This is a genomic window from Luedemannella helvata, assembly GCF_039528415.1.
GTDB lineage: Bacteria > Actinomycetota > Actinomycetes > Mycobacteriales > Micromonosporaceae > Luedemannella > Luedemannella helvata.
In genome coordinates, this window is the sequence record NZ_BAAALS010000026.1 from 49,645 (window position 1) to 73,021 (window position 23,377).

Sequence of the window (23,377 nt, forward strand, 5' to 3'; positions counted from 1 at the left end):
GCCCGGGTCGATCACACGGCCGGCTCGATCACGCGCCCGGCTCGATCACACGGCCGGGTCGCCCCGGCGTACGTTCGACTCGATCTCCGCCGCGGCGTACTCCAGCAGCTCATGGGCGAGGTTGGACAGCGCGCGGGCGCCGGCCACCTCCTCGCCGATGCGGGCCACCGGGCGATCGACCGGGTTGCGCCGGGCTGAGCCGTGACCGCGCAGCTCCTCGCCGCTGGCCGTACGCACCATCGCCATCGCGTGACAGTGGTCGGCGTCCTCCTCGAAGCGCATCTCCACGGTCCACGTCTTCGTCATCATCGCAGTGGTCATGGTCGGCCCCCTCCCGTTCGGACCCATTGTCCGCCGGGGGAAGGGCGCCGGTCAGGCGCTTCGGGCAGCTGCCTCGGCCTCGTCGGCCAGGGTCAACCGGTCGACCTCGCCGCGGGCCCGCGACCGCGGGTCGGCGTCCGCCCGGGCCCGGGCCTCCCGGCGGGCCAGGTAGCCGAAGCCGACCAGGGTGAGGACCGCGAAGATCCACCACTGGCCGGCGTACGCGGCGTTGAGGGTGGCGTTCTGGCGCGCCGGCTTGATCGCCACGAACCCGTCGGCGGGCGGGTCCATGGTCACGTAGACGGGTTCGACCGGGTACGGCAGGACGGTGCCGATGCGCTCCGGCGCGATCCGGCGCACCTCCCACGGCCCGGACCCCCGGGTCGGTGCGCTCGACCGGCTCTCCGGGGCGTGCACCCGCCCCGTCACGGTCACCTCGCCCGCCGGCGCGGCCGGTACGGCCGGCAGCGCGGCGGCGCCGCCCGTCGTCGGCGCCGGTACCCACCCGCGGTCGATGAGAACGGCCGTGCCGTCGGCCCGGACCAGCGGCGTGACCACCTCGAAGCCCACCTTGCCGTCGACCGTGCGGCCGCGGGCGAGGACCTCGTTGGCGGTGTCGTACCGCCCGGTGACCGTGACCCGCGTCCACGACGGCTGGGGCGGGGACGCCAGGGCAACCGGGGTGGCCCGGCCGCCGGCGTCGATCGAGTCGTTGATCGCGCTGCGTTGCTCGTACCGGCTGAGCTGCCACTGGCCCAGGCCGACCATGACCGCGGCGGCGAGCAGCATCGCGGCCGCGATGCCGAGCCAGCGGGGGGTCAGCAGAAACCGGTACACGTTTCCGCACGCTACCCGCCCCGCTGTCAGCGCCGGCGGGGGGCCCGTTCCGTGATGCGCGGGCGGTTCCAGCCGGGCCCCGCGCTGCCCCAGATGATGCGCCCCGACGGCGGGGTGAAGTACTGCGTCGCCATCGTGCCCAGGCCGTCGCGCAGGGTGACCGCGACGGTCTGGATGGGCTTCCACGAGTTCCAGTCGCCCGCCTTGTGGTTCACGTAGTCCGGGTCGGCGATGAAGCTCGCCGCCGCCAGGCCCGGCGTCATGCCGACGAACCAGGCGGCCCGGGTGTCGTCCGTGGTGCCGGTCTTGCCGGCGACCGGCCGCCCGACGATGCCGTGCACCTGCGGCGCCGTCGACCAGTCGCCGCACGGCCCGGTGGCCGCCTTGTACCCGGTGACGCAGCGGGCCGCGTCGACGGCCGCGCGGGCCGCCTGCACCGAGACCGCCTGGCGGCAGTCCGGGGTGGAGGCCTCCGTCAGCTCCTTGCCGGACAGGTCCGTGATCGACCGTACGGGGATGGGCGTGCAGTAGCGGCCGTCCGCCGCGATCGTGGCGTACGCGTTGGCCATCTCCAGCGGCGTGGTGTCCGCCACGCCGAGGGTGAACGAGCCCCAGCCGCTCGCGCGGGCGGGCGAGGCCTGCCAGCGGTCCACGTCCGTGCGCCAGCGCAGGCCCAGCCGCTCGGCCATGCGTACCGCCCGGTCGGCGCCGATGCGCTGCTCAAGCTGGACGAAGTACGTGTTGACGGACTTACCGAAGCCCGACCACATGGTCTGCCGGCCGGTCATGCCCTTGCTGGCGTTCTGCGGGCACCAACGGTCGCCGCACTTGCGCGGGTCGTTCCAGTCGGCCGGGTAGATCGACTTGAGCCGCATGGGCGAGTAGAACGAGGTGGTCAGCGGCAGGCCCTGGTCCAGGGCCGCGACCATCGTGAAGATCTTGAAGGTGGAGCCGGCCTGGTAGCCGGGCATGTCGCCGCCGCCGAGCAGCGGGTTGACCGTGTTGGGGTAGTTGCTCGGTACGACGCCGCGCTTGCGTGGGTCGGAGTGGCTCCCGTTGTGCTTCTGGTTGAGGCTGTAGACCCGGTTCACGGCCGCCGCCACGATCCGCCCGGTGCCGGGCTGCAGGGCCACGACGCCGTGCGCGAACGACGTACCGATCTTCTGCTGCTTCTTCACTTCGCGGAACGCGACCTGCTGGATGCGCGGCATGAGCGAGCTGACGATGCGGTAGCCGCCCCGGCGCAGGTTCTCCTCGCGCTCGCTGGGCGAGTCGCCGAAGGCCCGTTGCTGGCGCCACCAGTTCTTGAACATGTCGCAGAAGTAGCCCCAGTTGTTGTGCTTGGGGTTGACCCCGACGCAGTCGTTGGGCGGGGTGCTCAGGCGCAGCCCGAGCCCCTGGCGGGTCAGTTTCGCCGCCTGCGCGGCCGGCACGTACCCGAGCTCGACCATCCGCCCGATCACGTAGTCGCGCCGCTCGCGCGCGGCCCGCCCGTCGCGCGCCGGGTCGTACGCCGACGGCGCCTTGACCAGGCCGGCGAGCATGGCCGCCTCGGGCACGGTGAGCTGGCGGGGGCGCTTGGAGAAGTACACCTCGGCGGCCGCGTAGATCCCGTAGGCCCGGTGGCCGAAGTAGGCGACGTTGAGGTACCCCTCGAGGATCTGCTGCTTGGTCATCCGCTGCTCGATCGCGACCGCGAGTTTGATCTCCTCCAGCTTGCGCCGGTGGGTCTGGGCGGTCGCCGCGATGATCTCGTCCGGGGACTCGGCGGAGTCCCGGCGGATGTTGCGCACGTACTGCATGGTCAGCGTGGAGGCGCCCTGGGCGACCTCGCCGGCGCGCTGGTTGGCCACGAAGGCGCGCACCACGCCCTTCACGTCGACGCCGTCGTGCTCGTAGAACCGGCTGTCCTCGCTCGCCACGATCGCGTTGACCATGTTCGGCGAGATCTGGCCGTACGGCGTGAACTTGCGGTACTCCTCGTAGAACTGGGTGATCAACGTCCGCCCGTCGGCCGCGTACAGGTACGAGGTCTGGGCGGGCGGCACCATGCGCACCTCGGCCGGGAGCGACTCGACGAAGCCGGCGGCCGTCTTCGCGCCGATCGTGCCGACGGCGGCGAGCGGGAAGGCGATCGCGGCGACCGCGATACCGGCGATGATGCCGACACGGATCAGGGGTGCCGACCGGGCTACGGCGTTCAGTACAGGGGTCCTCACCACCTCAAGGTAGGTGAATAGCGCGCATATGTGTTGAGTATGGACAAAGAGGCCCGCGTGAGTCTCCGCGCCATTCATGCGGGATGATCAGCTGGATGGAACTGTTGCGGCTGCACGGTGATAGCGAGCTGGCGCCGGGCCTGACGGACCTCGCGGTGAACGTCCGTCACGCGCCCCGTCCGCCCTGGCTCGCCGGACCCATCGCCGACGCGCTGGCCGACCTTGGCCGCTACCCCGACCCGGCCGCCGCGCGCGGCGCCGTCGCCCACCGGCACGCCCGCCCGCCGGAGGAGGTCCTGCTCACCGCCGGCGCCGACCAGGCCTTCGTGGCGCTCGCCCACGGGCTGCGCCCGCGCCGCCCGGTGGTGATCCACCCGCAGTTCACCGAGCCGGAGGCCGCCCTGCGCGCCGCCGGCCACCACGTCGAGCGCGTGATCCTCGACGAGCGCGACGACTTCCGGCTCGACCCGGCCCTCGTCCCCGAGGACGCCGACCTCGTCGTGGTGGGCAACCCCACCAACCCGACCTCGGTCGCCCACCCGGCGGCGACCGTCGCGGCGCTCGCCCGGCCCGGCCGGGTCCTGCTCGTGGACGAGGCGTTCGCCGACACCCTCTACCGCGTGGGCGGGGGCCCCGAGCCGGAGTCGCTGTCGCGCCGGCGCGACCTGCCCGGCCTCGTGGTCGTGCGCAGCCTCACCAAGACCTGGGCGTTGGCCGGCCTGCGTATCGGCTATCTGCTCGCGGACGCGCGGCTGGTCGCGCGCCTGACCGACGCGCTGCCGCGCTGGCCCGTCTCGACGCCCGCCCTGGCCGCCGCGGTCGCCTGCGCCTCGCCCCGCGCGGTCGCGGAGGAGGCCGTCCTGGCCGGCGAGCTCGCCGCCGACCGCGCCCACCTGGTCGCGGGGCTGCGCGCCGTGGCGGGGGTGCGGGTGGTCGGGTCGCCCGCCAGCTCGTTCGTCCTGATCAAGGTGGGCGGCGGCGCGGCCGTCCGTGAGGGCCTCAGATCCCGGGGGTACGCCGTGCGGCGCGGCGACACGTTCCCCGGCCTGGGCCCGGACTGGTTGCGGATCGCCGTGCGCGACCCCGACACCAGCGACGCCTTCGTCGCCGCGCTGCGCGAATGCGTGGCGTCACAAGGACGCACAGCAACTGTCGACCAGTTGTGAGTAGTTCGCGTGGCAACGTCGTGGTTGCCTACACTGCACCGGGATGTGGAGAGCGCCATGCAGCTGAGCAGCACGATCGCCGGAATCGGTCCGCTGGACGCGGACGCGATGGCCGCCGCCCGCGCCCGCCAGGCCAACCTGACCAAGCCGCCCGGCTCGCTGGGCGAGCTGGAGGAACTCGGCGTACGCCTGGCCGGCCTGGCCGGGCGGTGCCCGCCGCCGGTGCCCACCCGCCCGGCCGTCGCCGTCTTCGCCGGTGACCACGGCGTCTACGCCCAGGGCGTCACCCCGTGGCCCCAGGAGGTCACGGTCCAGATGGTCGCGAACTTCCTCGCCGGCGGCGCGGTGATCAACGTGTTCGCCCGCCAGGCGGGCGCCGAGGTCGTCGTCGTCGACGTGGGTGTCGCCGGCGACCTGGACCCGCACCCGGCGCTGCGCTCCCACAAGATCCGCCGGGGTACCCGCGACCTGTCCGTGGAGGCCGCGCTCACCCGCGACGAGGCGCTCGCCGCGATCGAGGTCGGCATCGCCACGGCCGTCGACCTGGTCGACGCCGGCGCCGACTGCCTGCTCACCGGCGACATGGGCATCGCCAACACCACGGCGGCGGCCGCGCTGGTGGCCGCGTTCACCGGCAGCGCCCCGGCGCGCGTCACCGGGCGGGGCACCGGCATCGACGACGACACCCTGGCCCGCAAGACGGCCGTGGTCGAGGCGGCGCTGGGCCGGCTCGACCGGTCGGCCGACCCGGTCGGCGTACTCGCCGAGGTGGGCGGGCTGGAGCACGCCGCGCTCGCCGGGTTCGTGCTCGGCGGCGCGCTGCGACGCGTACCCGTGATTCTGGACGGGGTGATCGCGGACGCCGGGGCGCTGGTGGCGACCGCGCTGTGCGCGGACGCCGCGGGGGCTCTTGTGGCCGGGCACCGGTCGGCCGAGCCGGGTGGGCGGGTGGCGCTCGACCACCTCGGCCTGGTCCCCCTGCTCGACCTGGGACTGCGGCTCGGCGAGGGCAGCGGCGCGGTGCTGGCGCAGCCGCTGGTGGCCGCGGCCGCCCGGGTGCTCGGCGAGGTCGCCACCTTCGACTCTGCGGGCGTGGCGCGCAAGTGAACCCGTACCCCCTTGGTCTGATCCTCAGCGGCCGACGCGTGCTCGTGGTCGGCGGCGGACAGGTCGCCTCGCGGCGGGTGCCCGCCCTGCTCGACGCGGGCGCCGACGTCGACCTCGTCGCGCCGGACATCACGCCCGCGCTGCGCGCGCTGGCCGACGCCGGCCGGCTGCGCTGGACCCCGCGCGTGGCCGTGCCGTCCGATGTGGACGGCGCATGGCTCGTGCACGTCGCGATCGACGACCCGGAGGCGGCCGCCATGATCAGCGCGGTGGCGGCCGAGCAGCGGGTGTTCTGCGTCCGCGCGGACGACCGGACCGCGGCCACCGCCTGGACGCCCGCGGTCACCCGGCACGGGTCCATCACCGTGGCCGTCACCGCCGGGGGCGACCCGCACCGCGCGGTCGCCGTGCGCGACGCGGTCGCCACCCTGCTCGCCAGCGCCGACGCGGCGAGCCGGCAGCGCGCCGTCGACGCCGAGACGCCCGCGCCCGGGGCCGGCTCCGGCCGGCGCGGCACGGTGGCCCTCGTCGGCGGCGGGCCCGGCGACCCCGAACTGATCACCGTGCGGGGCCGCCGGCTGCTCCTGGCGGCCGACGTGGTCGTGGCCGACCGGCTCGTCCCCGGCCTGCTGCTGGACGAGCTGCGCGCCGACGCCGAGCTGATCGACGCCTCGAAGATCCCCTACGGCCCGGCGGCGGCGCAGGAGGAGATCAACCGGCTGATCGTGTCGCACGCCCGTTCCGGGCGGTTCGTGGTGCGGCTCAAGGGCGGCGACCCGTTCGTGTTCGGCCGCGGCGGCGAGGAGGCCGTCGCGTGCGCGCAGGCGGGCATCCCCGTCCTCGTCGTGCCGGGGGTGAGCAGCTCGATCGCCGCGCCGGGGGTGGCGGGCATCCCGGTGACGCACCGCGGCGTCGCGCACGAGTTCACGGTCGTCTCCGGGCACCTGGCCCCCGACCACCCGCAGTCCCTTGTGGAGTGGCCGGCGCTGGCCCGGCTGCGCGGCACGCTCGTCATCCTCATGGGGATGCGCAACCTGCCCGCGATCGCCGCGACCCTGATCGGCAACGGCCGCTCCGGCGACACGCCCGTGGCGGTCGTCGCGGACGGTACGACCGGGGAACAGCGGGTCGTCCGCGCCACCCTCGCGACCGCCGCCGACACCGTGACCAGGGCCGGCATCCGACCGCCGGCCGTGGTCGTCGTCGGTGACGTGGTCGGCGCGCTCGACGACGTCCTCGCCGCCGGCGTGTGGTCGAACGGTCACCCTGCGCGCCCGAAGCCTGAGACCGGACGGCCATCGCCGGCCGAAGGTCCTACCATGGGTCGCTGACCGGGGGAGCCGCCACCCGCCGTCCGCCCCGGCCTGGACACGAAGTGAGGAGCCCACGCCGTGACCTCGCCGAGCCACCCCGCAACGCCGGTCTCACCGATCGGGCCGCCGCCGTCAACAGCCCTGCAACTGAGCACGCCGACCGGTCAGCAGGTGGTCGTACCAGCGCAGGCGGCGCCCATGGGCACCCTGAGCCCGGCCGAGGTGCAGGCGTTCGCCGACGTGGCGTCCCGGCTCACGAACAACATCTCGTCGGTCGTGCTCGGCAAGCCCGAGGTCGTGCGGCTGGCCCTCACCGGCCTGTTCGCCGAGGGCCACCTGCTGCTGGAGGACGTGCCCGGCGTCGGCAAGACGACACTCGCCCGGGCGATCTCGGCGTCCGTGCGCGGGCAGTGGCGGCGCATCCAGTTCACGCCCGACCTGCTGCCCTCCGACGTCGGCGGCGTGACCATCTTCAACCAGGCCAACCGCGAGTTCGAGTTCCATCCCGGCCCGATCTTCGCCAACATCGTCGTCGCCGACGAGATCAACCGGGCCTCCCCGAAGACGCAGGCCGCGCTGCTGGAGGTCATGGAGGAGCGATACGTCACAGTGGACGGTGTGCGGCACGCCGTGCCGCGGCCGTTCCTCGTCGTGGCCACCCAGAACCCCGTGGAGATGGACGGGACCTACCGCCTGCCGGAGGCGCAGCTCGACCGGTTCCTCATGAAGATCTCCATGGGGTACCCGGACGAGCAGGTCGAGGTGGAGGTACTGCGCGGCGCGTCGGCCGGCCGCTCCCCGGACTACCTCGGCGCGGTCACCGACACGGACACGATCGGCCAGCTCATCCGCCTGGCCCACCGCGTCTACATCGCCGACCCGCTCTACGTCTACGCCGTGCGGCTGGCCGCCGCCACCCGCGACCACAAACAGATCCGGGTCGGGGTCAGCCCGCGCGGCGTCATCGCCCTCACCAAGGCGGCGCAGGCGTTCGCGCTCATCGAGGGCCGCGCCTTCGTCATCCCCGAGGACATCAAACAACTGCTCGTACCCGTCTTCGCGCACCGGCTGCTGCTCGCGCCCGACGCCGCCATGCGCGGGGTCACCCCGGCCGAGGTGCTCGACTCCGTCGTCGGGTCCATCCCGGTCCCCGTGCCGCAGCGGGGCTGAGCCGCCGTGAGGGTCACGATCCGGGGCTGGGGCCTGCTGGTCGTCGCCGCCGTCCTGCTCGGGGTCGGTTTCCGCTTCGGCTACCCGGAACTCGCCGCGCTCGGCGGGGCCGGGTTGGCGGCCTTCGCCGCGGCCGTGGTCTTCGTCGCGTGGCGGCCCCGGCTGGCCGTGCAGCGGGCCGCCGAACCCGACCGGGTCACCCGGGGCGAGGCCAGCCACCTGCGGTTGCGCATCGGCAACGCCAGCCGGCTGTTCGGCGCGAGCGTGGTCGCGCGCGACCGGGTCGGGCCGCTCGGCGGCCGGCGCGCCACCACGCCCGTACCGCTCGTGCGCCTGCGGCCCGGCCGCGCCACGGACGTGTCCTACGAGGTGCCCACCGCGCGGCGCGGGGTTGTCGAGGCCGGGCCCCTGGAGATCACCCGCCGCGATCCGCTCGGCCTGGTCGGCGTCGTGCGCCGGTACGGCTCGACCGTGCGCGTCTGGGTCCGGCCCCGCGTGCACCTCATCGCGGCCGTGCCGGTGGGCCTGTCGCGCAGCATGGACGGCAGGGTGGAACGGGTGCCGCACGGCAGCATCACCTTCGCGGCGCTGCGCGAGTACGTCGTCGGGGACGACCTGCGCCGGGTGCACTGGCGCACGTCCGCGCGGGTCGGCGAGCTGATGGTCCGCGAGAACGTGGACACCAGCCTGCCCCGCATCGTCGTCCTCCTCGACGACCGTGCCGGTGCGCACGGCCGCGACGCGGCCGGGGAGTCGACGTTCGAGGCCGCGTGCGAGGCGGCCGCGTCCATCCTGGTCGCCGCCGTGCAGGCCGACGTGCACGTGGAGCTGGCTCTCGTCAGCGGCGTCGCTACGGGCGGCGGGGGCGCGAGCGGCCTGGCCGCGCTCGGGCCGATGCTCGACCTGCTCGCGGAGGCGGTCCTGGCCGGCGACGCGGGCGGGCGCGACGCCGAGGCGTTGAAGGAGATCGTGCAGGGCCTGCGGCTGCGCCGGCTCGGCGACACGCTGATCGTGCTCACCGGGCCGCCCGACGACGAGGAGATGGGGCTGGTCGCCTCGCTCAAGGGCGCGTACCCGTCGATCATCGTGGGCGTGTTCGGGGCCGTGGAGAGCGGGCTCGGCGCGGTCGCCGGGCTGCTCGTGGTCGGCGCGACCGACGGCGCCGACTTCGCGGCCGCCTGGGACGGGGTCCGCGCGTGGTAGCGCCTGCCCGGCCGTCCAGCGGCGCGTCCGCGCCCGGCGGCGGGCGGGCGCTCGCGCGGGCCGGCGGCTGGCTGGCGGCGCTCGTCCCGGCCGCCGTCGTGGCCGGGCTGGTGTCGCTGGCCGGCCTGGCAGCCGGGCGGGTCTACAGTGGAACGCTGCTGCCGCAGCTCATCGCGGGGGCCGCCGTCGGCGCGGTGCTGATCTCGCTGGCCCTGCGCCGGGCGCCGTCCTGGCTCGTGGCACCCGTGTCCGTGCTGGCCCTCGTGGGCTACCTGCTGCTCGCGGTGCGCCTGTCCGCCGCGAGCGCGCTGATCACCGGGCCGCTGGCCGAGGTCGCCCGCGACGCCGCGCGAAACGCCGTACCGCGCCTGCTCACCGCCCTCATCCCGATCGAGCCGCAGCCCGACACCGTGCTCGCGCCCATCGTGCTGGCCTGGCTCGCCGCCCTCGGCGGCGCCGAACTGACCGCCCGGCTGAGCCGCCCCGCGCTCGGCCTGCTCCCACCGCTGTTCCTGTACGCCTCGGCGCTCGTGCTCGTCGGGCCCAACGCCAGCCTGGTCATCTGGCAGCCGCTGCTGTTCGCCGCGCTCGCGGCCATCGGGGTGGCCGTCGCCGGCCCGCCGTCGCCGCGCGGCGCCGCGGCCACCGCGCCGGTGCGCGTACCGCTGGCGCTGCGGGTGCGCACCGCCACCGGACTCGGCGCGGGCCTCGTGGCCGTACTCGTGCTCATCGCCCTCGTGGCGCCGTTCGTGGCCAGGGCCGTCGTGGCGACACCCACCGACCCGCGCACGTACGTCGCCCCGCCCAGCCTCGACATCCTCGACCAGAACCCGCTCATGCGGGTCGCCGGCTGGGCCGCGTACCCCAAGCAGCACCTGTTCGACGTGTCGCTGGCCGGCAACGTGCGCGCGACCGCGGCGGCCGACGCGGAGGTCGCCGCCCACGACACGCGGCTGCGGCTGGCCGTCCTCAGCGACTGGGACGGGGTCACCTGGCATGTCGGCGGGGACTACCTGACGGCCGGGCGGGTGCTGCCGGACCCGGTGCCCCCGCCCGCGGGCGACGGGCAGTCGGCGCCGGAGGCCGGCGAGCCGCGCGAGATCAACCAGCGCGTGACGATCGCGGAGCTGAACGGGCGGCTGCTGCCGGCCATCGCCGCGCCGGCCAAGGTGGACGGCGTGCGGGTCGCCTACGACCCGCTGACCGGCACGATGATCCGCCCGGACGGGCTGTCTCCCGGCGTGACCTACACAGTGGACTCCGTCAACCCGGCCGTGGACGTCAACCTGCTGCCGGCCGCCGACGTACCGTCCGGCGAGGCGGTCGCCCGCTACCTCGCGGTCGGCGACACCGTACCGACCGACCTCACCCAGTTCGCCGAGAAGATCACGAACGGGGCCGGTTCGCCCTACCTGCGCGCGCAGGCGCTGGAGACGTTCCTCGCCGACCACTACACGTACGCGCCCGACGCGCCCAGCGGGCACGCGTACCCGAATCTGAGGTTCTTCCTGCTCCAGCCGACGCGCCTGGGCGGGCAGCGGGGCACGTCCGAACAGTTCGCGGCGTCGTTCGCGGCGCTCGCCCGGCTGGTCGGCCTGCCCAGCCGCGTCGTGGTCGGCTTCCGCCTGCCCGCCAAGGGCGGCGCGGTGCGCGCCTCGCACGGGATCGCCTGGCCGGAAGTGCTGTTCAACGGCGTCGGGTGGGTGCCGTTCAACCCGATGCCGGAGCCGAAGGCCACCCCGGAGCCGATCGACGAGGAGTTCATCCCGAAGGTCAAGCCACCGTCCGAGCCACCCGTGACGGTCGACCCGCCGCAGGAGTCGACGACCGCGAGCCCCCCGCCGCGCAGCGTCGCGGTCGCCTCGTCGGAGGCGGGCACCGCGACAGGGCTCATCGCGGGCGGCATCGGCGGGGGCGTCGCGCTGCTGGTCGTCGTGGTGTTGCTTGCGCTGTTCCTCCTGCGCGCCGCCCGACATCGCGCGCTGGCGGCCGGGGACGCGCAGCAACGGGTGCTCGGCGCGTGGGACGAGGTCGGCGACGCGCTCACGCTGGCCGGCGTACCGCCGCCGGATCATCTGTCGGCGCGCGAGCTGGCCATGTACGCCGCCGAGGTCGCGGAGGCCTCCCCGCGCCGCCAGCACACCCGTCACCCCCGCCCGGCCGTGCCACCGCTGGACGACCTGGCCGACATGGTCAACGCGGTCGGCTTCGCGGGGTCGGCGATCGGCGGCATGGGCGCGGGCGACGAAGCGGCGGCGGAGGCCGCGCGCCGCACCGCGGCGCAGTACGCAGCCGCCCTGCGCGCCCGCCGCTCGTGGTGGCGACGCCTGTTGTGGCGAGTGGACCCCCGGCCGCTCCGCCGCCGCTGAGGGGTCCACGGGGTGCTATGCCACCTCGCGTTGCCCGGGTACGAACGTGCTCCCGCTGGAAGATCGCCGTTTCGTGTACCAGGGTGTAGCCCAGCTGCACTCTGGTACACAAAACGGCGATCAAGGACGCGAGGAGCTTGGCGGCTTTCCTGTCGACCTCGACGCGGTATGTGGGCGGGGTGGCCGGCCCGGGCGATGTACGCCACCGGCTCAGCGGGTCGTGCAGACCGGCTTGGCGGGGGCGAGGGTGTCGGCGGAGTAGATGGCCGTGACGATGAAGCAGTAGTTCTGCTTGGTGTCCAGGCCGCGGACGGTCGCGCTGCGCCGGCCCGCCGGTACGGTGACGGCCGGCAGGTACTTGCCGTCGTCGCCCCGGGTGGAGACCGCGAACGGCAGTGTCCCCGCGGTCGACGGGTCCACCCACGTCACCGTCACCGAGGTTCCCCGGTCGGTGAGCTTCACCTTTGTCGGCGCGCCCGTCCCCGCCGGGGCGACGAGGCGGGGCGACGCCGGCACGTCCGTGGGCAGGGCGGGCAGGGTCGCGACGGCGGCGTCCGTGGGGCCGCCCGCCGCCTGCTCGCCTCTCTTGCTGGTCGTCGTCAACACCACCGCTACGGCGCCCGCGATCAACGCGACCATCAGAACAGACCCCACGAGTACGCCCCGGCGGCCCTTCGGCTGGCCGGTCTCGTGAGGCGCCGGGCGCGGCGGGGTGGGCGACGGCGGCTCGGCGGCCCAGCCGCCGGACGGCTCGGACGCCATGTCGTGGAACGGGTCCGTCGGCGGGGTCGGCGGCCGCCTGTCGGCCCGGAGCGGCGCGTCGCCCCGCGCCGGCGGTGCCATTGCGCGCGGTGCGGCGGTGCCCGGTCGGGGGTCTGCGCGCGGCGCGGTGACCGGGTTGGGGTCCGCGCGCGGGGCGGTGACGGGTCTCGGGTCCGCGCGCGGGGCGGTGACCGGTCGGGCGTCCGCGCGCGGGGCGGCGGGCGATGCAGGGTCGGCGCGTGGTGCGGCCGGCGGCCGGTAGGGCGCCTGCTGCGGGGACGCTTGGCGGCCGCGCCAGGCGTCGGCGAAGGGGTCCGCGGTCGCGGCCGGGGGCGCCTGGTCAGCGGGCGCCTGCGGAACCGGGGGAGCGGGCGGCGCGACCGCTGGTGGGGCGGGGGCCTCGGGCGGTTCGACCGGACCCGAGGCGGCCGGCGCCGCCCACGGCCCCGTGGTGACCGGCGTCGGGGTGGCCGGCGGCGGGTTGGTGAAGGTCAGTGCGGCGGCCGCGCTTGCCGGCCAGGCGTTCGCGGGCAGGCCCGGGTTGTGCACGCGGGGCGCCCCCGACGTCGGTCCGGACCGGGGGGCGACGACCGCGGGCCCGGGCGCGGGGGCCGCGACGCCCAGCGACCCGCGCCGCAGCGCGTCGGCGAACTCGCGGGCCGTCCCGTGCCGCTGCGCGGGGATCTTCGCCATCCCGCGGGTGAGTTCGCCGACCAGCCACGCGGGCACGTCGTCGCGGGGCAGGCGCGGCAGCGGGTCGTGCAGCACCTTGTCGCGGAAGGCGTACAGGTCCATGTCGGGCTGGCCGGGGTTGACCATCGGCGGGTGGCCGGCCAGCAGCGTCCACAGGGTGGAGGCCAGGCTGTACACATCGGACGGCGATGACTGGGCCTGGTGCAGCAGTGCCTCGGGGGAGGCGTGGTGCGGGGTCATCATCTCGCGGGTCAGGGTGCCCGCCAGTTCCTCGGGCGCGCGGGCGATGCCGAAGTCCGCCAGGGCCGGGCCGAAGCGCGAGCGCAGGATGTTGGACGGTTTCACGTCGCGGTGGATGATGCCGGCCTGGTGGGCGGCGTGCAGCGCCTCGCCGATCGCGATGCCGACCTCGACGACGTCGTCGACCGGCAACGGCCCGCGGTCGGACAGGATCTGGGCGTACGACCCGCCCTCGCAGTACTCCATGACGGTGTAGTGGCGGCCCTCGGCGGTCTGCCCGGTGTCGATGATGGACACGATGTGCGGCTGGGCGGACAGGCGCACCATCGTCTCCAGCTCGCGGGCGATGGCGGCCTCCGTGGTGCCACCGGTGTCCATCCCCGAGCCCAGCAGCAGCTTGATGGCGACCGTGCGGTTGAGCCGTTCCTGCGTGGCCCGGAACACCAGCGACGTGGTGCCGTGGGCGATCAGCTCCAGATCGCGGTAGCCGTCCAGCCGCGGGGTGAGCGACGACACGTCAGTCCTTGACCTCCCCGTCGAGGAGCAGGGCGCAGCGGATCAGGCCGAGGTGGCTGTACGCCTGGGGCAGGTTGCCCAGGCCGCGCTCGGCGAGGGGATCGTACTGCTCCGGGAGCAGTCCGGTGGGGCCAGCCGTGCCGAGCATCTGCGTGAACAGCTCCTCCGCGTCGGCCCGGCGGCCGACGCGCAGGTACGCCTCGATCAGCCACGCCGTGCAGATGTGGAACCCGCCCTCGTTGCCGGGCAGCCCATCATCCCATCGATAACGGTAGACGACCGCCCCGCCACGCAGGTCGGCCTCCACCCGCCGGACGGTGGCCACGAACCGGGGGTCGTCGACCGGCAGCAGGCCGGACAGCCCGACCCACAGCGCGGCCGCGTCCAGCTCCGGCTCGCCGTACGCGACCGTGAACGCGCCGGCCCGCTCGTGCCAACCGTGTTCGAGCACGTGCGCGCCGATGCGGTCGCGCAGCTCCGTCCAGTCGGGACGGTCCTCGCCCCGGTGGTCGGCGGCCACCCGCAGGGCGCGGTCGACCGCGAGCCAGCACATCACCTTGGAGTACACGTTGTGGCGGGGCGGGATGCGCGCCTCCCACAGCCCGTGGTCGGGCTCGTGCCAGCGCCGCCGCACGGCGGTGACGATGTCGCACAGCACCCGCCACTCCTCGTCGGCCAGCCGGCCGCGCGCGTCGGCGACGCAGGCGATGAGGTCCGCGATCGGGCCGAACACGTCGAGCTGCAACTGCCGGTGGGCGGCGTTGCCGACCCGTACGGGCCGGGAGCCCGCGTACCCGGGCAGCGTGTCGACGACGGCCTCGGGGCCGAGTTCGTGCCCGTCCACGGCGTAGAGGGGGTGCAGGCGTTCGGGGTGCCCGCCGGTGTCGGCGATGCGCCGGTCGACCCAGCGCAGGAACGCCGCGGCCTCCACGATCGTGCCGAGGTCGACCAGGGCCCGGGCGGTCATCGCGGCGTCGCGCAGCCAGCAGTACCGGTAGTCCCAGTTGCGTACCCCGCCGAGCACCTCCGGCAGCGACGTGGTCGCGGAGGCGAGGATCGCGCCGGTCGGCTCGTGACACAGCGCGCGCAGCACGAGCGCGCTCCGTTCGACCTCGTCGCGGGCCAGCAGCGGCAGCCGCAGCCCGGCGAGCCAGTCGCGCCAGCGCTGTTCGACCGTGTCCAGAGGGAGCGCCGCCGAGGCCAGGTCGTCCGTACCCATGCGCAGTTCGAGGACGACCCGGCCGCCGTGCGCCGACAGGTTGAGTTCGGCGCGGGCGAGCGGCTGGTGGCCGTCCGAGATGATCTCCCAGTCGATGCCGGGGGAGTGCAGGGCGTACGGGTGGTTGGAGCCGACCACGAGCAGGCCGTCGCCGAGCGGCTGGAGCCCGATGTTGACCTGGCCGAACTCGGGCCGGGGCGCGAACTCGACCGCCACCCGGGCGGTGCCCGTGAGCACCCGCACGAGCGTGTCGGACCCGTCCGCGTCGACGAGCGCGTCCGTCACGGTCAGCCCCGACCAGCGGGTCTCCAGGGTCATCGTGCCGGGCCGGTACCGCTGGCTGAGCGGCAGCTGCCCGTCGCGGGCGGGGGACACGGAGAAGTGCCCCGCCGTCGCGCCGCCGAGCAGGTCGGCGAAGACCGCCGAGGACTCCGGGCGCGGGTGGCACAGCCAGGTGACCCGTCCACCCGGCGTGACCAGGGCGACCGTACGGCCGTTGGCCAGCATCGAGTGGTTCTCGATCGGCACGGCGCGCTCGCCGAACAGCCAGTGGCGGCGGGTCTCCAGCAGCAGCGCGAGCGTGCGGACACCCTGCTCGGGGTCCTCGACGCGGTAGCGGGCCTTCGTCTCGCCGGGGCCGATCTTGATGCCGACGTCAGGGCCGCGCAGGTGGCCGAACGCGTTCTCGTCCGTGACGTCGTCGCCGATGAACAGCACCGCGCTGGCGCCGAACTGGGCGCGCAGGATGTCCACGGCCGTGCCCTTGTGGGTCGAGATCACCGACAGCTCGATGACCTCCTTGCCGGCGGTGGCGGTGATGCCCGACCAGGTGGCGGGGCCGGAGCGGACGGCGGCGACGGCGGCCGCGCCGACCTCCGGCGAGGCCGCCCGCCGGGTGTGCAGGGCGACGCTGGCCGGCTTGGACTCCAGGCGTACGCCGGGGTGGTCCTTGGCGATGTCCTCCAGGGCCGCCAGCATCCGGGCGCGCAGCTCCAGCTTGTCGGGCTCCAGGGGCTGGACGAAGCCGATGTCGAACTCGGAGCCGTGGCTGCCGACCAGGTGGATGTCGGCCGGCAGGCGGGACAGGGCGGCCAGGTCGCGCAGGGCGCGGCCGGAGACGACGGCGACCGTGGTCTGCGGCATCTTGGCCAGGGAACGGACCGCGGCCACGGCCTCGGGCAGCGGCCCGGCCTTGGTGGGGTCGTCCACGATGGGGGCGAGGGTGCCGTCGTAGTCGCAGATGACGAGCAGCCGCGGCACACGGGCGAGGCGACCCAGCGCGGCATGTAGCGCGGGGTCCAGGGAATCGGTCACGGTGTTTCCTCCGCGGGCACGCCGAGTTCACTGAGGAACGTCCGCGCCCAGCGGCTGACGTCGTGGGCGCGGAGGTGGCGTTGCATGATACGCATACGCCGGTTGGCCTCCGTCCGGTCCACGTTGACCGCGCGTAGCAGGGCGTCCTTGACGCCGTCGAGGTCGTGGGGGTTGCAGAGGAACGCCTGACGCAGCTCGCTGGCCGCCCCCGCGAACTCGCTGAGGACGAGTGCGCCGCCCCCCGCCCCGGTGCGTGCGGCGACGTACTCCTTGGCTACCAGGTTCATCCCGTCTCGGAACGGTGTCACCATCATGACGTCCGCGGCGCAGTAGAGCGCAACCAGTTCGGTGCGACTGTAGGACTGGTGCAAATAATGCACGGCGGGCTGGCCTACCAGGCCGTACTCGCCGTTGATGCGGCCGACCTCGCGCTCGACCCGGATGCGCAGGTTCTGGTAGTGGCCGATGCGCTCCCGGCTCGGCGTCGCGACCTGCACCATGACCGTGCCGGGCGCCTCGAGCTTGCCGTCGGCGAGCAGCTCCCGGTAGGCCTTCAGGCGCAGCTCGATGCCCTTGGTGTAGTCGAGGCGGTCGACCCCCAGAATGATCTTCTCAGGGTCGCCCAGCTCGGCGCGGATCTGCTTGGCCCGGGCCTGGACGGCGTCCGTGGCGGCGAGCCGCTCGATCTCGGCGACGTCGATGGAGATGGGGAACGCGCCGGCCTTGACCTTGCGGCCGTTGACGTCGATCGTGTTGCCCTCGTACCGCAGGCCGAGCAGGTGGCGCGACAGGCGCACGAAGTTCTGCGCCGCGAGCTTCTGCTGGAAGCCGACCAGCTCGGCGCCGAGCAGGCCGCGCAGCACCTCGGCGCGCAGCGGCATCTGCATGAAGAGCTCAATCGGCGGAAACGGGATGTGCAGGAAGAAACCGATACGAAGATCCGGCCGGCGCTCGCGCAGCATCGCCGGGACGAGTTGCAGCTGGTAGTCCTGGATCCAGACAGTGGCGCCCTCGGCCGCGACGTCCGACGCGGCGTCCGCGAACCGGGCGTTCACCACCCGGTACGCCTCGCGCCAGCTGCGCCGGAACTGCGGCTGCTCGACCGCGTCGTGATAGAGCGGCCAGATGGTCGCGTTGGACTGGCCCTCGTAGTACCGCTCCAGTTCGCTGTCGGACAGCGGCACCGGGTGCAGCTTGATCCCATCCAGCTCGAACGGCTCCGGGGCCTCACCCGTACCCCCGGCCCAGCCCACCCACGTGCCCTGGTGGCTGGCCAGCACCGGGTGCAGGGCGGTAACGAGCCCGCCTGGGCTGCGCTGCCACTGCGTGGCACCCGTCTCGTCAACCACCTGGTCAACCGGCAAGCGGTTGGCTACCACCACAAACGAGCTGCGTGTCGACACGCCGCACCCCTCTTCGGGCCGATGAGATTCGGTACGTTCGAGCGTACTGAGGTGGCCGAACGCCCGATCCGGGGCCTTGGCCATTTCGTGGAGCGGACCCGGACCGGGGCGCTCCTTACCCGATCTTCGTGCGGGTCACGCGGCGGTGTGGCCCGCGCCGCGTCCGCCTCGGGCCGGTGCTCGCGCCCGCGCGGGGCCTGGAAAGATTGAGCCCCGGCGCGCGGGGCGCCCGAGGCGACAACCCATCCGGAGGTACGGCGCACAGTGGCTCAGTTCATCTACACCCTGGAGAAGGCGCGCAAGGCGCACGGCGACAAGGTCGTGTTGGACAACGTCACGCTCAACTTCCTCCCCGGGGCGAAGATCGGCGTGGTCGGCCCGAACGGCGCCGGCAAGTCGAGCCTTCTCAAGATCATGGCCGGCCTCGACCGGCCGAGCAACGGCGAGGCGCGCCTCATGCCCGGCTACACGGTCGGCATGGTCGCCCAGGAGCCGCGGCTCGACGAGTCCAAGACCGTCCTCGGCAACATCGAGGAGGCCGTCGCCGACACGAAGGCCAAGCTCGCCCGGTTCAACGAGATCGCCGAGCTGATGGCCACGGAGTACTCCGACGAGCTGATGGAGGAGATGGGCAAGCTCCAGGAGGAGCTCGACCACGCGGACGCCTGGGACATCGACTCCAAGCTCGAACTGGCGATGGACGCGCTGCGCTGCCCGCCCCCGGACGCCGAGGTCGGCCAGCTCTCCGGCGGCGAGAAGCGCCGGGTGGCGCTGTGCAAGCTGCTGCTGGAGCAGCCCGACCTGCTGCTGCTCGACGAGCCCACCAACCACCTCGACGCCGAGAGCGTGCAGTGGCTGGAGCAGCACCTCGCCAAGTACCCGGGCACGGTCGTCGCGATCACCCACGACCGGTACTTCCTGGACAACGTCGCCCAGTGGATCCTGGAGCTGGACCGCGGCCGGGCCTACCCGTACGAGGGCAACTACTCGACGTACCTGGCGAAGAAGGCCGAGCGCCTCGCCGTGCAGGGCCGCAAGGACGCCAAGCTGCAGAAGCGCCTCACGGACGAGCTGGACTGGGTGCGTTCGAACGCCAAGGCGCGCCAGACGAAGTCCAAGGCCCGCCTGGCCCGCTACGAGGAGATGGCCAGCGAGGCCGAGAAGACCCGCAAGCTCGACTTCGAGGAAATCCAGATCCCGCCGGGCCCGCGCCTGGGCAACACGGTGATCGAGGTCAAGAACCTCGACAAGGGCTTCGACGGCCGGGTCCTCATCAAGGACCTCTCCTTCACCCTGCCGCGCAACGGCATCGTGGGCATCATCGGCCCCAACGGCGTCGGCAAGACCACGCTGTTCAAGACGATCGTCGGGCTGGAGCAGCCGGACAGCGGCACGGTCAGGATCGGTGAAACGGTGTCGCTGTCCTACGTCGACCAGAACCGGGCCGGCCTGGACAGCTCGAAGACGGTCTGGGAGGTCGTCTCCGACGGCCTGGACCACCTCATGGTCGGCAAGGTCGAGATGCCCAGCCGGGCGTACGTGGCCGCGTTCGGGTTCAAGGGCCCCGACCAGCAGAAGCCGGTCAACGTGCTCTCCGGCGGCGAGCGCAACCGGCTCAACCTGGCGCTGACGCTCAAGATCGGCGGCAACGTCCTGCTGCTCGACGAGCCGACCAACGACCTCGACGTGGAGACCCTGTCCAGCCTGGAGAACGCGCTGCTGGAGTTCCCCGGTTGCGCCGTGGTCATCTCCCACGACCGGATGTTCCTCGACCGCGTCGCCACGCACATCCTCGCGTGGGAGGGCGACGAGGACGACCCGTCGCGCTGGTTCTGGTTCGAGGGCAACTTCGAGTCGTACGAGAAGAACAAGGTCGAGCGGCTCGGCGCCGACGCGGCCCGCCCGCACCGGGTGACCTACCGCAAGCTCACCCGCGACTAAGCGGTGCGTTACCGGTACGAGTGCCCCCTGCGCTGGTCGGACCTTGACGCGTACGGCCACGTGAACAACGCGCGGTTCCTCACGCTCTACGAGGAGGCGCGGGTGGCGCTGATGTTCGTCGACGCGCGCTCCGCGGGCGTGGCCACGTTCGACAAGGGCGTGGTCATCGCCCGCCACGAGATCGACTATGTGCGGCCGGTGGACTATGCCGTGGCGAAGGCCGCCCCGCCGACGGTGCGCATCGAGCTGTGGATCTCCGATCTGCGGCCGAGCCGCTTCACGGTCGAATACGAGCTGTTCGACGGCGACGTGCTCGCGGGGCGGGCGTGCTCCGTGCTCGTACCATATGATCTTGAAAACGGGCGGCCCCGGCGGCTGAGCGAGGCGGAGACGGCGTTCCTCGCCGACTGGGCGGTGCCATGATCGCCGCGACCGCCCGGGCGGACGCGGGCGCCTTCGCGTACCGGTTGCTGCGCCTCGACCCGCAGGCGGTGATCCGGCTGCGGCCGCTGGCCGGCGGGCGCGCGCAGCTGTGGGCCATGCTGCCGTTCAAGGTGCTCGCCACCCGGACGGTCGCGACCGACCTGACCGCGGACACCACGGTCGCCGCCGCCGACCTGCTCGCCCGCCTCGACGACCCGCAGCTGCCGCCGCCCACGCGCCGCGACGCGCAGTGGCGCTGGCCGCTGCCGCCCGCGCGGGTGCCCGTGGTGGAGCGGCTGCCGGTCGACGACGTCGTGGGCCTGGCCCGGGCCGCCGAGGCGACGCTGCGCACCGCGGCGGCCGAGGGCGTGGGCGCCCGGCCGGTGGGGGAGCGGGTGCTGCGCGACGCGCTTCTCGATCATGTCGCAGTGGTAGTTACCGCGCCCGACGGGCAGTCCGCGCAGGTCCCGCAGCGGCTTGTGCAGGGTCTCGTGAGGATGAACTTTCACGGAAGCGGTCGTGACGGTATGGTCACGGTCCGTGCTTCGGCGGCGTGGACGGGACTCTCCGGCGAGTACGGTTCAGTCTGGTTGGCAGGAACCTCCCCGCTCAGGTTGAGTTGAGGGCCGGTTGGCTGTTAACTGTTTGGCTGATGCGCTGTCGTCCTTTTGGATCACAACTTTGCCTCAAGGACTTGCGTCATGAGCCGATCCAAGTAGCGTCGGGCCCCTGGCCCAAGTCGACGTGGGGAGGGGGTCCGTCAACGATGGCGTGGTGGCCTTGGCGGGGAACTCAACGGACGCGTTCGCGCACCGGTGGTGCGGCGGGCGGCGTCACGGAACTCGGTGCGCTGGCCGAACGCGATCTCGACGCGGAGACGGCCGCGCTGCTTGAGTCGAGCGGCGCCCTCGACACCGCGGTCCGCCGCGTCGAGTTGCCGCAGCAGCGCACGCCCGAGCCGACGGCGAAGCCCGTCACGATGGCCCGGGTCGCCGAAGCGCTCGACCGCCTCGAGATCCGCTACCTCACTGACGGCGACGGCAGCCTGCTGGCCATGTGGGAGCGCCACGCGCTGCTCTTCGCGCTGGAGGGCCCCGACGACGAGATCCTCGTCATGCGTGGCCGCCCGCACGCCACGACCCCGCCCGACTGGGTCGACCGCGCCTACCGCGTGGTCAACGAGTGGAACCACACGCGCCGCTTCTGCAAGGCGTACGTGGGCGACCCCACCGAGCGTGGCCAGCTGCCGATCTACGCCGAGGTGCAGGTGCCCCTGCTCTCCGGCGTGCACGACCAGCTCCTCGACGAGCTGCTCGACTGCGCCGCCGCCGTGACCAGTGCCTTCGTGGACTGGCTGCACGAGGACGGCGCCCTGCTCTAGTCCGCTACGGCCCGTCCGGGGTCGTCGGCGAGTCCAGCCACTCGTTCATCACCGGCACCAGGTCCGGGTGCCGCTGCTGGACGAACGCGGTGAAAGTTTCGCGGTCGACGGGCTGGTTGCGCTGGGTTTGTACCCAATCGCGCAACAGCTTGTCGACCGCCGTGGCGCCGATCTGGCGGCGGAACGCGTACAGCATGAGCGCCGGCCCCACGTAGATGTTGTTCTCCGCGAAGTGCTCCTTGTCCCATTTCCCGGGCGGTCCGGCGACCGGGCGGGACTCCTCGTCCTGCTGCCGCAGCCACGCTACCCAGCTGCGCCGGTCCGCGAACCCGTCCGCGATGAGCCACTCGCCCTCGATGTACATGGCCATGCCCTCGTTGAGCCACACCGAGCGCCAGTCGCGTGGCGTCACCGCGTTGCCGAACCACTGGTGCGCCAGCTCGTGGGCGATCACCTCGGCCAGGTACTCCCGCTTCTCCACCTCGCTGCCGGTCAGCTCCTCGACCAGGTCGCCGCCCATGGTGATCATCTGCTGGGTCTCCATGGCCGACGTCGAGGTCACCGAGACGATCCCGGCGGAGGCGAACGGGTACGGACCGTAGCGCTTCTCCAGCCACTCGATGATCTCCGGAGTGCGTTCGAATACCGGCCGCATGCCCTCGTCGCGCCCGGTGCGCAGCCAGTACGTGATCGGCAGCCCACGCGGGCCCGTGTCGGTGACCTTCGTGTACCGCCCGACAGCCAGCGTCGTCAGGTAGCTCGCCACCGGGTCGCGCGAATGCCACGTGAACGTCGTGGTGTCCCCGTTCTCCGTGGTGTTGGTCAGCTGCCCGTTGGCGATGCCGGACCAGCCCTTCGGCACGGTCACGTCGATGTCGTAGAGCGCCTCGTCCGACGGGTGGTCGTTCACCGGGTACCAGGTGAACGCCCCGTACGGTTCCTGCATCGTCCACGCCGACCCGTCCGGCTCGGCCCGCAGGCCCAGCCCTTCGGCGAAGTCGCCCCGTTCCGACGGCATCCGCACCGGCTTCGGTACGCCGGAGTACTCGACCTTCAGCAGCACGACCTCGCCGGCCCGGGCGGTGGCGTCGACCGTGAGGTCGCCTTTGGTGACCTTGCCCGGGGTGGGGGCGCCGTTCACGGTCACCGACCCGATGTCGTACGCGTCCGAGAAGTCGAGCTTGAGGGCGGTGACCGGCTCGGCGACCCGGATCTTGAGGGTCGCCACGCCGTCCAGCCGCTTCCGGGTGGGCTGCCATGCCAGATCAAGATCGTAGTGCAGCACGTCGACGCTCGGGTTGCCGTAGTCCCGGTACACCGGGTCGCTGACCGGCTGCGACGCGCCGGGCTCGGCGGGCGGCGCCGCCGGGGTCGAGGCCGACGGGGCCGCCGACCCGCGCGGGACTGTCCACTCTGGCTCCACGCCGTCCAGTTGGCAGCCGCCCAGGGCGAGGGCGGCGGCGGTCACGAGGGCGAGCGCGCGCACGCGCGGGTGGAACCGAGGGGTCATGCCGGTAGACGGTAAGCGATGCTCACCAGCCGCGCTGTCGCCCTATCGGCCGGCCGGCGCGGGCTTGGTGATAGGAGTGTTATGTCGCTTTACGCGTTGTAGCGGCGCTCACGAATGCTGAGCAACGGGGCCATTGTCGTGACTTTGGCGAGGGGATGGGGTGCTGGCGTCGCCAGAGTCGCGACTTTGGCGGGGTGTGGGGGCGGCCTGGTCGCCATTGTCGTGACTTTGGCGAGGGGATGGGGTGCTGGCGTCGCCAGAGTCGCGACG

At 73.4% G+C, this 23,377-nt stretch carries 17 protein-coding genes; 10 read left to right on the top strand and 7 right to left on the bottom strand.

The genetic code is table 11. From position 1 onward, the window contains the following. Positions 1-45: 45 nt before the first annotated feature. From ABD191_RS22640 to ABD191_RS22650, 3 genes are read right to left on the bottom strand one after another with little or no spacing between them, the layout of a single operon-like run. On the bottom strand, positions 46-321 hold the full coding sequence (locus tag ABD191_RS22640; RefSeq protein WP_344085592.1) for a DUF1876 domain-containing protein: 276 nt from the start codon (positions 319-321) through the stop codon (positions 46-48). 51 nt (positions 322-372) lie between these two features. Next, positions 373-1,158, bottom strand: coding sequence for an SURF1 family cytochrome oxidase biogenesis protein (locus ABD191_RS22645; RefSeq protein WP_486341497.1), 786 nt, complete (start codon positions 1,156-1,158; stop codon positions 373-375). 26 nt (positions 1,159-1,184) lie between these two features. Continuing rightward, positions 1,185-3,377 carry a transglycosylase domain-containing protein gene (locus tag ABD191_RS22650; protein ID WP_344085595.1) on the bottom strand — a complete coding sequence of 731 codons (2,193 nt, stop codon included), beginning with the start codon at positions 3,375-3,377 and terminating at the stop codon, positions 1,185-1,187. A 95-nt stretch (positions 3,378-3,472) separates the two neighbouring features. Between ABD191_RS22650 and cobC the strand changes: the two genes are divergently transcribed. The 6 genes from cobC to ABD191_RS22680 all read left to right on the top strand — a co-directional run bounded on the left by cobC (position 3,473) and on the right by ABD191_RS22680 (position 11,705). Further along, entirely contained in the window at positions 3,473-4,543 is a 1,071-nt protein-coding gene (gene cobC, locus ABD191_RS22655; protein ID WP_344085598.1) for an Rv2231c family histidinol phosphate aminotransferase CobC, read from the top strand. 57 nt (positions 4,544-4,600) lie between these two features. Then, positions 4,601-5,650, top strand: a complete 1,050-nt coding sequence (cobT, locus tag ABD191_RS22660) for a nicotinate-nucleotide--dimethylbenzimidazole phosphoribosyltransferase (RefSeq protein WP_344085601.1) — start codon at positions 4,601-4,603, stop codon at positions 5,648-5,650. Continuing rightward, positions 5,647-6,981, top strand: a complete 1,335-nt coding sequence (cobA, locus tag ABD191_RS22665; protein ID WP_344085604.1) for a uroporphyrinogen-III C-methyltransferase — start codon at positions 5,647-5,649, stop codon at positions 6,979-6,981. Before cobT ends, cobA begins: the two co-directional genes overlap by 4 nt. Before the next feature lie 180 nt (positions 6,982-7,161). Continuing rightward, positions 7,162-8,133: an AAA family ATPase gene (locus tag ABD191_RS22670; protein ID WP_344085732.1), complete on the top strand. Its 972-nt coding sequence runs from the start codon at positions 7,162-7,164 to the stop codon at positions 8,131-8,133. 6 nt (positions 8,134-8,139) lie between these two features. Continuing rightward, complete coding sequence (locus tag ABD191_RS22675) at positions 8,140-9,336, top strand: DUF58 domain-containing protein (protein WP_344085607.1); 1,197 nt, start codon at positions 8,140-8,142, stop codon at positions 9,334-9,336. Further along, on the top strand, positions 9,330-11,705 hold the full coding sequence (locus tag ABD191_RS22680; RefSeq protein WP_344085610.1) for a transglutaminase TgpA family protein: 2,376 nt from the start codon (positions 9,330-9,332) through the stop codon (positions 11,703-11,705). Before ABD191_RS22675 ends, ABD191_RS22680 begins: the two co-directional genes overlap by 7 nt. Before the next feature lie 210 nt (positions 11,706-11,915). On the opposite strand, the gene ABD191_RS22685 is transcribed toward ABD191_RS22680, so the two are convergent. The 3 genes from ABD191_RS22685 to ABD191_RS22695 are packed head-to-tail and all read right to left on the bottom strand — an operon-like array spanning position 11,916 to position 17,852. Next, a complete protein-coding gene (locus tag ABD191_RS22685; RefSeq protein ID WP_344085613.1) occupies positions 11,916-13,916 on the bottom strand; it encodes a protein kinase domain-containing protein in 2,001 nt (666 codons plus the stop codon). A 1-nt stretch (position 13,917) separates the two neighbouring features. After that, on the bottom strand, positions 13,918-16,449 hold the full coding sequence (gene otsB / locus ABD191_RS22690) for a trehalose-phosphatase (protein WP_344085616.1): 2,532 nt from the start codon (positions 16,447-16,449) through the stop codon (positions 13,918-13,920). Beyond that, the gene (locus ABD191_RS22695; RefSeq protein ID WP_344085619.1) at positions 16,446-17,852 is read right to left on the bottom strand and encodes an alpha,alpha-trehalose-phosphate synthase (UDP-forming); all 1,407 of its coding nucleotides are present in this window, start codon (positions 17,850-17,852) and stop codon (positions 16,446-16,448) included. The genes otsB and ABD191_RS22695 overlap by 4 nt, the downstream gene beginning before the upstream one ends. 264 nt (positions 17,853-18,116) lie before the next feature. On the opposite strand from ABD191_RS22695, the gene ettA reads away from it, so the two are divergent. The 4 genes from ettA (at position 18,117) to ABD191_RS22715 (ending at position 21,597) form a co-directional block, all read left to right on the top strand. Continuing rightward, positions 18,117-19,793 carry an energy-dependent translational throttle protein EttA gene (ettA, locus tag ABD191_RS22700; RefSeq protein WP_344085622.1) on the top strand — a complete coding sequence of 559 codons (1,677 nt, stop codon included), beginning with the start codon at positions 18,117-18,119 and terminating at the stop codon, positions 19,791-19,793. A 3-nt stretch (positions 19,794-19,796) separates the two neighbouring features. Beyond that, positions 19,797-20,216: an acyl-CoA thioesterase gene (locus ABD191_RS22705; protein ID WP_344085625.1), complete on the top strand. Its 420-nt coding sequence runs from the start codon at positions 19,797-19,799 to the stop codon at positions 20,214-20,216. Beyond that, positions 20,213-20,839, top strand: coding sequence for a DUF8010 domain-containing protein (locus ABD191_RS22710; RefSeq protein WP_344085628.1), 627 nt, complete (start codon positions 20,213-20,215; stop codon positions 20,837-20,839). Before ABD191_RS22705 ends, ABD191_RS22710 begins: the two co-directional genes overlap by 4 nt. A 143-nt stretch (positions 20,840-20,982) precedes the next feature. After that, positions 20,983-21,597 carry a type III secretion system chaperone family protein gene (locus ABD191_RS22715; protein ID WP_344085631.1) on the top strand — a complete coding sequence of 205 codons (615 nt, stop codon included), beginning with the start codon at positions 20,983-20,985 and terminating at the stop codon, positions 21,595-21,597. Positions 21,598-21,601: 4 nt separating this feature from the next. Here ABD191_RS22715 and ABD191_RS22720 read toward each other — a convergent pair whose 3' ends face one another. After that, on the bottom strand, positions 21,602-23,107 hold the full coding sequence (locus ABD191_RS22720) for a M1 family metallopeptidase (protein ID WP_344085634.1): 1,506 nt from the start codon (positions 23,105-23,107) through the stop codon (positions 21,602-21,604). Positions 23,108-23,377: the final 270 nt, after the last annotated feature.

What these genes read in the sequence shown, in the direction of transcription:
- ABD191_RS22640 (WP_344085592.1), bottom strand. Translation starts at nt 321, where the DNA reads ATGACCACTGCGATGATGACGAAGACGTGGACCGTGGAGATGCGCTTC.
- cobC (WP_344085598.1), top strand. Translation starts at nt 3,473, where the DNA reads ATGGAACTGTTGCGGCTGCACGGTGATAGCGAGCTGGCGCCGGGCCTG.
- cobT (WP_344085601.1), top strand. Translation starts at nt 4,601, where the DNA reads ATGCAGCTGAGCAGCACGATCGCCGGAATCGGTCCGCTGGACGCGGAC.
- ABD191_RS22670 (WP_344085732.1), top strand. Translation starts at nt 7,162, where the DNA reads ATGGGCACCCTGAGCCCGGCCGAGGTGCAGGCGTTCGCCGACGTGGCG.
- ABD191_RS22710 (WP_344085628.1), top strand. Translation starts at nt 20,213, where the DNA reads ATGATCGCCGCGACCGCCCGGGCGGACGCGGGCGCCTTCGCGTACCGG.
- ABD191_RS22715 (WP_344085631.1), top strand. Translation starts at nt 20,983, where the DNA reads ATGGCGTGGTGGCCTTGGCGGGGAACTCAACGGACGCGTTCGCGCACC.
- ABD191_RS22720 (WP_344085634.1), bottom strand. Translation starts at nt 23,107, where the DNA reads ATGACCCCTCGGTTCCACCCGCGCGTGCGCGCGCTCGCCCTCGTGACC.